We start from the raw sequence: 12731 nt of genomic DNA, 5'->3' as shown, positions 1-12731 counted from the left end.
AAAAACGAAAGGCAGAAACGCAGGTAACATCCCTTTTTATGTGCTGGATCAACTTGAGAAACCAACAAAAGAATCAATAATTAAGGTTAGCTCAAGGCTATAATTACAAAATTAAAAACCCATAATAAAAACACTCACTTCGACGACAGTTAGTAACATACGAAAGTGAATGGTGGAATAAAATGCGCAAAACAAGTTTATTGAAACGCAAAGCCATTGCGGGAATGGCGCTGTGTTTTGGTGTAACAGCATTCAATCTGTACGCAGATGATGCTGGTAACATTGCTGATGCTGCAAAAAAGAGCAGCCAATCAGCCACAGCAACATCTCCCGACATCAAAGAAAAAATCGATCAATTCGTACAGAAAATGGTGCAAGAGCATCAGTTTTCTCCTGAATATATCGAAAGCTATATTAAAGATGCCCAGCCTAACCCCAGTATTCTCGAAGCCATTAGTCGCCCTTGGGAAGCCAAGCCTTGGTATCAGTATTATCCTATTTTCCTGACAGAAAAACGGATCAGTAAAGGGCTGGAATTCTGGAATACTCATCAGGAAACATTACAAAGAGCCGAACAGGAACTTGGTATTCCGGCAGAAATCATTGTTTCCATTATTGGTGTTGAAACCTTTTACGGTACATACAAAGGCAAATACTCGGTTTTAGATGCCCTATACACGCTCGGCTTTTATCATCCTCCTCGCGCCAAGTTCTTCCGTAAAGAATTGGAAGAATTCTTTGTACTCACCCGAGATGAAAAGCTGGATATTACCGAATTAAAAGGCTCTTATGCCGGAGCCATGGGTTGGGGGCAGTTTATCTCTTCCAGCTACCGCGATTACGCTATCGACTTCGATGGTGATGGTATTCGAGACCTGCTCAACAACCCGGTTGATGCCATAGGCAGCGTTGCCAACTATTTTAAACGCCACGGCTGGAAAACGGGTGAATCGGTCGCCTTTCCAGCCCAGGTTGATGGTCAACAATACACCTCCCTGATTAACAAGGACTTAAAGTTCAACCATTCCTGGCAAGACATCCAAAGCAAAGGGGTTCGTTTGTTCACACCTCATATGGATAAAGTCCCAGCAGATGCCGATGCCAAATTGCTGGAATTTGAACAGGAAAATGGCAAAGAGTATTGGCTCGGATTGCATAATTTCTACGTTATCACTCGCTATAATCACAGCCCGCTTTATGCCATGGCGGTGTACCAGTTGAGTCAGGAAATTAAAAGCCGGAAGTATGAATCATGAAACTAGCCGTCGTTGCGATCTGTAGTGTAGTTATTTTGTCAGGTTGTATGAGTACAGGGCGTTATTCACAACGCAACGACTCGGCTCCCGACCGCACTCCTCACCATATCACCAGTGAAGATGCCGTCCCAATTTACGAAGAATACAACAAGGCCAACAGCCGAAGTTATGAAGTGCTAGGAAGGCGCTATCATCCTTTAGAAACAGGCAAAGGCTATGTTGCAGAAGGTGAAGCGTCCTGGTACGGGCAAAAGTTTCATGGTCATCTTACTGCCAACGGCGAAACCTACGACATGTATGAAATGAGCGCAGCTCACAAAACGCTGCCCATTCCATCCTATGTAAAAGTGACCAATACCGAAAACGACAATTCAGTCATTGTAAGAGTGAATGACAGAGGCCCGTTTCATGGTCATCGACTCATAGACTTATCCTATGCCGCCGCCCGAAAACTGGATATGTTAAAAACCGGAACAGCACATGTGAAACTGGAGGTCGTTCATGTGGATGAAGAAGGGCTCATCACTGTAGGCAATCAACCGATTCTTTCTCCAGCAATCACAGAAAAAGAACAAGCCGTGTTTATTCAAGTGGCAGCATTACAGGATCAGGAAAAAATAGACGCTCTCGCCAAAGGCTTAACCACTCTTTATCAAGTGCCCACCCATGTACCGGCAGAAAACGGTATTTACCGATTAAGATTGGGGCCACTGGAAAATGATCACGAAGCCAACAAGTTGCTAACCGAACTTAAAGCCAATGGCTATGACAGCGCATACAAGTTGTACGTGGCGGCAGAATAAGGCTTAGCGAACTATTGCTGATAATTGTGGTCGTACTCTGAGATTGGGCTCATACCCCCAACAACAGCCACTGAAATGTAACCGAATCTGAATCAGGCATGACATCATGTTAAAACGCGATTTGTGTATGTTATAGTAGCGCGGCTTTTAAGAATAAAGACTCTTATAAAACGAAATTCGAATACGAAAACCAATAAAGTAACAACGGACTTAGAATGGGATTCATCAATAAACGCTTTTTTTCCGCACTCGCAGGCATTTGCCTATTCACCTCAACCCTGACCGCTAACGCTGCGGTTATCGTGCCACCAGCACCGCCCGTCGCAGCTAAAGGCTACGTGCTAATGGACTACGACACCGGTCATGTTATCGCTAGTGAAAATGCCGATATTCAACTTCACCCTTCCAGTCTCACCAAGATCATGACCAGCTATGTGATTGGCCAGGAAATCAAAAATGGCACTATCACACTGGATGACATGGTAACCATTTCGGAAAATGCCTGGTCGAAGAATTTTCCTGAATCATCCAAAATGTTTATCGAAGTCGGTAAACAAGTAAAAGTATCCGAATTATTGCGCGGTATTATCGTGCAATCCGGTAATGACGCCTGTGTTGCTATGGCGGAGTACATTGCCGGTAGTGAAGAAGCCTTTGCTGCCATGATGAACTCTTACGCGCAAACGCTCGGTATGACCTCCACCAACTACATGAATAGCCACGGCCTGCACGACCCAGAGCACTATACAACGCCTCGTGATATGTCGATTCTGTCAGCGGCCTTAATCCGCGATTTACCAGAAATCTACGCGATTTATCACGAGAAAGAATACACTTATAACGGCATTAAACAGTACAACCGCAACAGCTTATTGTGGGATAAAAGCCTGAATGTTGATGGCATTAAAACAGGCCACACCGACGCAGCCGGTTATAGCCTGATTACGTCAGCAACCCAAGCTGGTATGCGTTTGGTGAGCGTGGTAATGGGCACTGAAAGCGAACGTTCTCGTAAAGTAGAAAACAAAAAACTGCTGAAATATGGTTTCCGCTTCTACGAAACCATCACGCCATATAAAGCCGGAGAAAGTTTTGTTTCTCACCGCATTTATATGGGTGAACAGGAAACCGTGGACTTGGGAATTATGGAAGACACCCCCATAACTATTCCTCGTGGACAACGCAAAAATCTGGAAGCCAATTTTCAGTTAGATAAAAAACTGGAAGCGCCCATTGAAAAAGGCACGGTGGTAGGCAAGCTGTATCTGCAACTAGACGGTGAAGACATTGCTGAATACCCATTGGTTACTCTAAATGGCGTTGCAGAAGGCGGCTTTATTAATCGCGTTACTGACTACTTCAAACTGAAATTTGGCATGGAAGAATAAGGAAATCCAACAAGAGTAATAACTCATAGCCACTTCGTTGAAGTCCCTGTAACAGAAACGCGTAAACAACAATAAACACATAATTCGCAGTGAAATGCGGCAAATAAGCCAAAATCACTGCGAATTCATAGATATCCGCCTTCTCCACACACTCGGCAACAGTCAATACACACAGCATAAACACAGAGCCAGTCGCATCTACGCATGTGACAGCTTGAAACTATATTTGTATAATCCGAAAGATTTTTTTGAAGTCACCTGAGTAATTTGAGAGTAGAGATATCGCATGGACACCAGATTTGATGAATTGTTGGACTTTCCGTGCCATCAAACATTTAAAGTCATGGGCATTGCCCACGAAACCTTACCGGATCAAGTCGTCAGCTGTTTGCAGCAACACGCTCCCAGCGACGACTATGCACCAACGATAAGGCCAAGCAGCAAAGGTAACTACCATTCGGTTTCCATCCGAGTGAAAGTCACCAGTAAAGAACATATGGAGCTCATTTATACAGAGCTCGCAAAACTGGAATTGGTACGTTACGTACTGTAATTGCCAAGCATTACGAGCAAGATTTTACAATGCCAACTAACCACATCATTGTTCGCCAACTGGGTCGCCGCTCCTACATTCCTATTTGGAAGGCGATGCAGACCTTTACCGATCAACGCGACGAAAACACATCAGATGAAATCTGGTTGGTTGAGCATGACCCCGTCTTTACGCAAGGGCAAGCTGGTAAAGAAGAGCATATTCTGGCAACAGGCGATATCCCTGTCGTTCAGGTAGACAGAGGCGGTCAGGTGACTTATCACGGCCCCGGTCAGCAAATGCTTTACGTACTGCTGGATTTGCGTCGCTTGAAAATCGGTGTGCGAGAAGCCGTTACCGCATTAGAACAATGTGTGGTGGAAACGCTGGCAAAATCCGGCATAGAAGCTTACCCCAAAGCAGACGCACCGGGCGTATACGTAAACGAAGAAAAGATCTGTTCGGTCGGGCTGAGAATTCGAAAAGGCTGTTCATTCCACGGCTTGGCGTTTAACGTCAACATGGATTTGTCGCCGTTTCAGCGCATTAACCCTTGCGGTTACGCTGGCATGCAAATGACAGATAGCGCCCGATTAGGCGGAGTAAACACGCTTACAGATGCAGGTGAACAGTTAGTGAAAGCTTTCTGTTCCCACTTAAAGATCGAACACATAGAAAACGTCAATTCTGAACAGTCTGAATTGTCAGAATTCATCTGAGCTCATCAGAACTCATTTAAAAACAGAGAACGAATACATGACTGAAGCAACAGGCAATCGCAGAAAAGCAGGTGAGAAACTTCGTGACGCAGACAAAGTGCGCCACATCCCAGTCACCATTATTCCCACTGAAAAAGAAGAAATGCTGCGCAAGCCTGAGTGGATCAAAATCAAGCTGCCTCGCTCCACAGACCGCATTGACGAAATCAAACGCACCTTACGTGAGAACAAGCTGTTTTCCGTGTGTGAAGAAGCCAGTTGCCCCAATTTAGCCGAATGCTTTAACCACGGCACAGCCACCTTCATGATACTGGGCGAAATCTGTACTCGCCGTTGTCCATTCTGTGATGTCGCCCACGGTAAACCGCTGCCGCCAAGCGCAGAAGAACCAGAAAAACTGGGTAAAACCATCGCACAGATGAAACTGAAATATGTGGTTATCACCTCGGTAGACCGCGACGACCTGCGTGACGGCGGCGCACAGCACTTTGTAGACTGCATTAACGCCATCCGTGAGCACAGCCCACAAACCAAAATTGAAGTATTGGTTCCCGACTTCCGTGGACGCATGGACAGAGCCCTTGAAATATTCAAAGACGGCCTGCCCGACGTATTCAACCACAACCTGGAAACCATTCCACGCCTATACCGTGAATGCCGCCCAGGCGCTAACTACAAGTGGTCACTGGAACTACTACAGAAATTCAAAGCCCTCTACCCCGGCATTCCAACCAAATCCGGCTTAATGATGGGTATGGGTGAAGAAAACGACGAAATTCGCGAAGTATTAAAAGACCTGCGCGCGCACGACGTAGACATGCTAACACTGGGTCAATACCTGCAACCCAGCAAGCACCACTACCCGGTCAAGCGTTACGTCCACCCCGACGAATTTAACCAGCTAGACGCTGATGCCCGTGAAATGGGCTTTATCCACGCAGCCTGCGGCCCTATGGTGCGATCGAGCTACCATGCAGATAAGCAAGCCGCAGGAGAAGAGGTTGTGAATTACAACGCTAAATGATACTGAACATCGCTATTTGGTACTGCACAACGCTAAATGGTACTGAGAGACTTCAAAACGATGTCAGAATATCATGTGAATTACAAGGTTATTTGGTACTGCACATTGCTATTTGGTACTGCACAACGCTAAATGGTACTGCTGACTCATTTTCTAACGCTATTTGGTACTAAGAGCACCAAAGACGCCCCTCTCCAAATGATGCCGATTGAAGCTCCTGTAAATTAACAACTCAGAAAAATCGCACAATTTAATCATTTTGAACAAATCGTTTCATACACTATATTCGTGCGTAATTTCTGATTTCGGAGCTTGATCATGCAAACACTCACCGCAAATGATGCCAAGAGATATTTTGGAGAGCTGCTTTTAAGTGCTCAATATGAGCCTGTGAACGTTAGCAAAAATAGTAAAAACACCGTTGTTGTCATGTCTATGAAAGACTTTGAAGAACTCGAAGCAATGAAGCTTGAATACCTGAAACACTGTTGTGAATCTGCTAAAAAAGATTTGCATAGTGGAGCCGCTGTCGATGGTGAAACCTTTCTCAACGCTCTTTAATTTCATATTACCCAATGATCTCTACTTCAGAACCCTGGTTCGTCTACATAGTCCAATGCGCCGATAGCACCTTATACACAGGCATTGCAAAAGATGTGGCTGCTCGTATTGATAAGCACAACGCCAGAACAGGCACGAAATACACACGAGCCAGAGGGCCTGTAGTGGACGTTTATCGAGAGGAAGCAGACAGCCGCTCAGAAACAAGCAAACGGGAAATGCAGATTAAGACGCTTTCCAGCAAGGAAAAATTGACACTGATAATGTGACTTACAGCGCTAATTGATACTAAGCGTATAAAAACGTCTATGAATCGCAAAACTCAAACTGGAACGTGTATACGGTTTAGCAATACAGTTGCCAATCTTTCTAGCCTTTATATCAAGTCAGTTCCAGGCAATAGCAATTTGGCACCAATAAAAGCCAAATAAAGTCGGTTTAGGGTGTTGCCGCCATAACACTCTCAGGCCATTGAACCGCTATGAGGGTTCATTCATAATGCCAACGAAAACAACCGCAGTTAAGGCTACTCTCAGTTATGACAGATACGTTCCTCAAATCCTTTTTTCTGGGTGGCGTACTTGTCGAGCCCCAAAAAGCGACCATCACTCTTCATGGCGAGAGTGTCCCTTTGCAACCCAAGCAAATGTCGGTACTTGTGTATCTCGCACAAAATGCGGGGCGTTTGGTCAGTAATGATGAATTAGTAGCTGAATGCTGGCCTGGTCAGTTTATCAGTGATTCCCCCGTATCAAAGACGATTGCGCAACTGCGCAAGGCTCTTCAGGATTCAGTTAAAGACTGTCGCTATATCAAAACCGTCTCTCGCAAAGGGTATATGGTGGTGGCTGAGGTAAAGGGTTTATCAACATCTGCCCCCGTTGAGGTAGTGAGTTGGAATGAGGGGTGCCCTTATCCTGGCTTATCGGCCTACACGGAGATGTACGAAGCGGTTTATTTTGGGAGAGAGCATTTTGCAGAACAGCAATTGGGTTGGCTATTTAGTCTCCAAGGCGGAGGGTGGTTTAACCTATATGGGCCATCTAATAGTGGCAAAAGCTCTTTGTTGAATGCCAGATTTTTACCCGCAATTAAGCGTCATGTTACTGCGAAAAACCAACAAGACTGCACTGTTCATGAAATTGATTGTACTGATATCGCTAAAGCAGATGCCGAACTAACAGCAATAGCGTCGGCAAATGTCAATCGTCAGGCTCCGGCGATAATATTTATCGACAACGTTGAAAATGTCGTCGACTCAACTCTTCATGTATCACTGATACATTCATTGCTGACTCTAATAAAGCTTCAAGGCAGTATCGTACTAAGCTGCACAGACATACTGAATCAAACACAACTTACATCAGTTCTAAACCACACTCTGGGACATGAAAAGGCTCATGTTGATATTCGCCATGTCGCTATTCCCAGCGTCGATAATACTGAACTTTACCAAATCATTGAGAAGTCGAGTCGCGCAGCGGGTCTACAAATAGACAATTGTGGCAAGCGACAGAAAAGTTTAAGCGCTCTTATTGTGGAAGGGTGTAAACAGTCAAACAATGCCCTGCTGATTACCCAATCTACGCTTGAACAACTGTACTCCAACCGCTCGGAATCTATGCTTACTTGTCAGGCGTTTGAGGATATGGGTGGAATAGCTGGCTGTTGGAGTCGTATTGCTGACCAAGCCATAAAATCATTATCGAAGGATGCCCTTCAATATTTAGATCCTCTGCTATTTCATCTCATTGGGACAGAGTCCTACATATCCCCTAAACCTAAATTAAAGCAAGTTGAATTCCAGTCTTTATCAAAAGACATGCAGAATCTGGCAAGGCAATTGCTCAAATCAGGTTTACTAAGCTGCTCAGCCACAGAGCCTGTAAAGCTCAGTTTGTCCTCGCCAGATTTACTACAGTGCTGGCCTAACGCCGTAAAGTGGTTCGAGGTTTATTCTCCTATTCTCTATATTCGACAAGATCTTTCAGTGGCAACACAGCGCTGGCTAGCTCACGAGCGCAATCCCGATTTCCTGTTCACCTCTAAGCGCCCGTTGCAACAGGCTCTGCAATTAGATTCGCTTAAAGAAATCCCCCTCTCTACAGATGAAAAAGTCTTTTTGCAGCAAAGCCAAAATAGAGCCAACAGAATGCGGGCGCAACGCACAGGATTATGGGCGACCTTGTCTGCCAGTGTTATTGCATTAGTATTTTTGACGCTATCTTTGCAGTGGAAAAACACGGAAATAAGTCAGTCACGCAACAATGCTCAACAATTAATCTCATTTATCCTGTCTGACCTCAAAGGCAAATTGGAACCTCTGGGTCAACTTGATTTACTGCATATTGTGGGCAGCCAAACTGTTGATTATTTTAATGAGGCCGGTATCGATAACTTATCCGGTAAATCACTGGTTCAATTAGCCGACGCATTGAATATTCTGGGTGAAGTGGCTGTTAAGAAAAACACCTTCGTCGATGCCCGAAAATACTTCGAGCAAAGCTTACACGCCATTTCCTATATTACCGAAACGAGCCCGCACTACAGTTTGTCTCTTGAAAAAGCCATCTATGCCAACTTTTGGCTTGGCTATATGGATTATGAGCAAGAGAACTTTGATCGCGCCACCAATTATTTCAGTGATTACCGCGACATGGCCGACCGTTTACTTCACATTAATGGAACAAACACCAATTGGATGCTGGAAAAGTCTTACGCATTGAATAACCTGGGCTCCATCGCATTAAAGCAAGGCAAACTGGATGCTGCTGAATCCTACTTTACGGAATCGAAAAAGATTAAAACCGACCTGATTGATTTAGCCCCAGACAATCTGGTGTATCGAGATGAATATACCGATACCTTGAGCTGGCTTGCTTCTGTGGCAGAAGCCAAAGGGCACTATGAGGAAGCTCTGACGATTTATAAAGAGTCACTAGCCATGATGATTGTTGTAGCAAGGCAAGCTCCTGATAACTACGGACTAATGTCAAATCTGGTGATTATTGAATTGCGTTTATCGCAAGCGTTATTTGATTCTGGCAACAGAGAACAGGCTTTAAGACACCTTACCAGCGCAATTCTTCGACTTGATGTGCTGGTAAAACACGACCCGGAAAATGCAATAACCAAACGACGCCTAATCTATGCACAAGTGCTAACCACTCGAATCCATCGGCTTGAAGGGAACTATGATCAAGCCTTGCTGGTATTACAACAGGCAATTAATCAGCAAAGTATCCTGAAAGCCTCCGATAGTCATGCTTCCCTAATCGTTGAGAAGGAAATTGATATTCTTACTGAACATGGCCAAATATTGTTGGCGATGGGGCAAATACAGTCGGGACATTCGCTTCTGGATCAAGGCATTGCTTTAGCCAAAACCTATGATCTTGACGACATAAACCGACAACGCCAATTTGCTTATCTGCTGTTAATTAAAAAGCTATATCCATCCGATAACAAACTGGCTCTGGTGGATATTGATAACTTAATCACATTGGCTTATGAAGACATGCTACGCTGGTCAACTTCTAATACCCATAAACGTTCAGGCACTATTCTAGAGTGGGCATTAGGCAGATTGATTGGCAAACTACCTAATGCTGAATCATTACTTTCAAACCCGGTTTATGCCAATATCTACCCTGAATTGACAATGCGTTGGAAGGATGAAGATATACATTAAGAATTTATAAGTTTCTTCTTGTCATAATCTCCATCCATTTCATAACCTTCGTTGAGATTAGGGTTGGGTCTGCGATGGGTCATTCTTTATTTGTGGATCGCAATCCAGATAAAATTCCCCCGTCTTCGGTTGATGCAAAGTATCTTTTATCACCAATTTTGTTATAAAAAATTTCTCGGTTCCCGGAGGAGGCGTTTTACAAACGATAATCAAAGAGTAATCGTTTGGCTTAAATACATTAAAATCCTTTTTAGGATCAACATTAGTTCCTACTATTGGAAATTCTTCCTGCCATTTGCTATCAGGTAGAGGTTTGTAACCACTATCTGTCTCTAAATAGAGTAATTTAACCATTACACAATTCAGATTCATCTCCGGTTTATCGCTCTCAATATTGGCTAACGAAAATCCCACAAGTTCTGTCGTTTTCAGGTCTATCTTGGGATCATCACCTAAACCTTGGATCCCTTCTCGCGTATAAATGGAATATTTGTACTCGTAGTCACCAGCTTTAGGCTCAGATGAATTTGCTACCTTTTTAACTTCAAGTTGATAAGCAATCATTTTATTTCCTTCTTATTTTTCTTTGTCTTAGATACTCGGTAAAAACGTACCGCTTAAATGGGTATCGGCCTAAAATAGATTATTTAAACCTAGAGCTGTTCTTTACGATGAATATTGCAGTTGAGGCCAAGCGTTTATTGACAACCAATGTGGAAAAGCGCCCAATCAAGGGCGCTGAGATGCTGATTAGGCAACAATAGGAATAAAACGCAAAGTCAAATTTGGATTACCAGACGTTGCTTGATAATTGGCATTAAAGACTTCACCTTGATCAAAAGGCCCTGTCAGAGAATTTTTAGGTACCCATGTGTCGTTAGAGCCATAAAGGTGCATCGATGTAGCCGCTCTGACAGTATCCACATGCCCAATAGTCGGACCACTCAATAACTTAAGCGTAGAGCGATCACCATTATTTGCCGCATCCAGATATCCAATCACAAACCCTGGAGTATCAGTGGTGTAATCTACATTGTTAGGAACAGCAAACCCATTTCCAAACGTCAATGCGCCATTCATGGGTATAAAGAAAGCCTGCATAGCAGGTGCACCTGAGGTACTGGTACAAGTAATCTTGACATCTCCGCTGTTCACTGGCAAACAACTACTGTTTTTAGGCACCCAGGTATCACCACCTGTAAAAAAGTGTACCGAGGATCCCACTTTATTATCACCCTGTTCAACTGTTGCCCAACCTCTGTCACCATTATTGACAGTTTGCACTGTCAAAAGCACAAAACCTGATGATGCAGCCGAATATGTGGTAACGCCTGATGAATTAGGATGAGATAAGTCAATTTCTGTCATCTCGCCCAGATTAAACCCTTCAATGCTTGAAAAATTGAAGATGGCATTGGGTTGCCCACACGTATTCACCAAATCAGTGCGGAAATGATCCTCCGCCTTAACAGGAACCAAATCACTCGCATAGGGAACCCAGGTATCACTACCCGTAAAAAAATGCACAGATGAGCAACCAGGAATTGTCGTGGGGCTTGGTAAATCTCCGGCATAGGTTTCAGCATATCCACGGTTACCATTCTGCGCAATCATAAGGGTTGACATAACAAAACCATCATTGGTTTTTGCATACATAACATCATCTTTTATTGGATGCGGGAATCCAATAGTACCGTCAGCGAGTTCGGCATTGCCAACATAATCACGAATATACCCGTTAACAGCATCAACCAAAGCAGTTGGGTTAGCTAATCCAGGCACTAAATCAAAAAGAGAGGTGATCAAGCTTAATGTCATTTTCGATCTGGGATCTGACATCAGTGGAATAGGAAGAGAGAAAATAGAAGAATTATAGGCATTCTCATCAGTATTCTTAAGCCCTCCCAAAAATTTAATGGAGATATCGATACTCTCCTTATTGTCTTGCAAGAATTGAGAAGACTCATATGCCATTGAAGCCGTTAAGGTACCTGAATTAAGAATACCGTTATATCCGGCTTCGAGCGCCGCAGTAATTTTTTGATTGCCCTGGGTACGTATTAATGAATCAGCAATAGAGGTTTCCATCACAAAATACCCGCCAAATCCGGCTTTAACCAGAAAATGGGTACCATAGTTCTCGAAGAACATAGTGCAACTTTCTTTCGTCAGGTTTGCTTCCAGCTCCTGAACTGCCGAACAGAAATCTTGAGTAACGGCTATATCGCTGATATGGCGCTCAATGCTATAGGTTTTTAATACCTTCCAGTTCAACGAATACTGGGTGTTGGCATCCATAAAAAGGTTGCTATGCAGCATTAAACTTGAATTAAAAGAACCAGAAAAATTAACCCCGGTATACTCGCCACTGATATTAGCCTGAAACAGATCATCATATTCTGTTTTAGTTCCCATTATCGTAGTTTCATTCTGAGAATAACTCTGAGTAGAGGTACCAATAGCGACACCCGTTGGCACATCATATTCCTGCAGCTTTCCAGGCTCGCCGTATTCGATTTTGTTACCACTGGCAGTAAGTTGAAAGACCGGCTTACCCATAAAATCACAGTCTTTCATGTTAAACGCATTTGCAACTGGATTGGTAAAACCTGGAAGCCATTTAGGTGCACTGGTAGTTACTTTATTCATGATTAATTTCCTTTCAAATTAATAACTGATTACAAGTCATTTGTATCTCCGGTAAATCCTGGAGACGCTTTTAATTTGAAAGATACGGTCACAAAACACCTTACCGTT

11 protein-coding genes are annotated in these 12731 nt (G+C 43.7%); 9 read left to right on the top strand and 2 right to left on the bottom strand.

Features of this window, described 5'->3' with window-relative positions:
• The first annotated feature begins 182 nt into the window (after nucleotides 1-182).
• The 9 genes from mltB (at nucleotide 183) to KIH87_RS06105 (ending at nucleotide 9974) form a co-directional block, all read left to right on the top strand.
• The gene (mltB, locus tag KIH87_RS06145) at nucleotides 183-1256 is read left to right on the top strand and encodes a lytic murein transglycosylase B (protein WP_232360659.1); all 1074 of its coding nucleotides are present in this window, start codon (nucleotides 183-185) and stop codon (nucleotides 1254-1256) included.
• Nucleotides 1253-2059: a septal ring lytic transglycosylase RlpA family protein gene (locus KIH87_RS06140; RefSeq protein WP_232360658.1), complete on the top strand. Its 807-nt coding sequence runs from the start codon at nucleotides 1253-1255 to the stop codon at nucleotides 2057-2059. Before mltB ends, KIH87_RS06140 begins: the two co-directional genes overlap by 4 nt.
• 215 nt (nucleotides 2060-2274) lie before the next feature.
• Complete coding sequence (locus KIH87_RS06135) at nucleotides 2275-3447, top strand: serine hydrolase (protein ID WP_232360657.1); 1173 nt, start codon at nucleotides 2275-2277, stop codon at nucleotides 3445-3447.
• A 286-nt stretch (nucleotides 3448-3733) separates the two neighbouring features.
• On the top strand, nucleotides 3734-4000 hold the full coding sequence (gene ybeD, locus KIH87_RS06130) for a DUF493 family protein YbeD (RefSeq protein WP_232360656.1): 267 nt from the start codon (nucleotides 3734-3736) through the stop codon (nucleotides 3998-4000).
• Nucleotides 4001-4029: 29 nt separating this feature from the next.
• A complete protein-coding gene (lipB, locus tag KIH87_RS06125) occupies nucleotides 4030-4698 on the top strand; it encodes a lipoyl(octanoyl) transferase LipB (protein WP_232360655.1) in 669 nt (222 codons plus the stop codon).
• Between the two features lie 37 nt (nucleotides 4699-4735).
• Nucleotides 4736-5722 (top strand): lipoyl synthase, encoded by a 987-nt coding sequence (gene lipA, locus KIH87_RS06120; protein ID WP_232360654.1) that lies wholly within the window; start codon nucleotides 4736-4738, stop codon nucleotides 5720-5722.
• A gap of 318 nt (nucleotides 5723-6040) precedes the next feature.
• A complete protein-coding gene (locus KIH87_RS06115; RefSeq protein ID WP_232360653.1) occupies nucleotides 6041-6283 on the top strand; it encodes a type II toxin-antitoxin system Phd/YefM family antitoxin in 243 nt (80 codons plus the stop codon).
• A gap of 14 nt (nucleotides 6284-6297) precedes the next feature.
• Nucleotides 6298-6552, top strand: coding sequence for a GIY-YIG nuclease family protein (locus tag KIH87_RS06110; RefSeq protein WP_232360652.1), 255 nt, complete (start codon nucleotides 6298-6300; stop codon nucleotides 6550-6552).
• Nucleotides 6553-6821: 269 nt separating this feature from the next.
• Entirely contained in the window at nucleotides 6822-9974 is a 3153-nt protein-coding gene (locus tag KIH87_RS06105; protein ID WP_232360651.1) for an nSTAND1 domain-containing NTPase, read from the top strand.
• Nucleotides 9975-10031: 57 nt separating this feature from the next.
• Here the strand turns inward: KIH87_RS06105 and KIH87_RS06100 are convergent, their stop codons facing one another.
• Nucleotides 10032-10538: a hypothetical protein gene (locus KIH87_RS06100; RefSeq protein ID WP_232360650.1), complete on the bottom strand. Its 507-nt coding sequence runs from the start codon at nucleotides 10536-10538 to the stop codon at nucleotides 10032-10034.
• Nucleotides 10539-10724: 186 nt separating this feature from the next.
• Nucleotides 10725-12623 (bottom strand): MAC/perforin domain-containing protein, encoded by a 1899-nt coding sequence (locus tag KIH87_RS06095; protein WP_232360649.1) that lies wholly within the window; start codon nucleotides 12621-12623, stop codon nucleotides 10725-10727.
• Between the last annotated feature and the right edge of the window lie 108 nt (nucleotides 12624-12731).

This window comes from Paraneptunicella aestuarii (assembly GCF_019900845.1).
GTDB classification, from domain to species: Bacteria; Pseudomonadota; Gammaproteobacteria; order Enterobacterales; family Alteromonadaceae; genus Paraneptunicella; species Paraneptunicella aestuarii.
The sequence above is the reverse complement of the archived record's forward strand: the minus strand, read 5'-3'. Positions and strand labels throughout refer to the sequence as shown.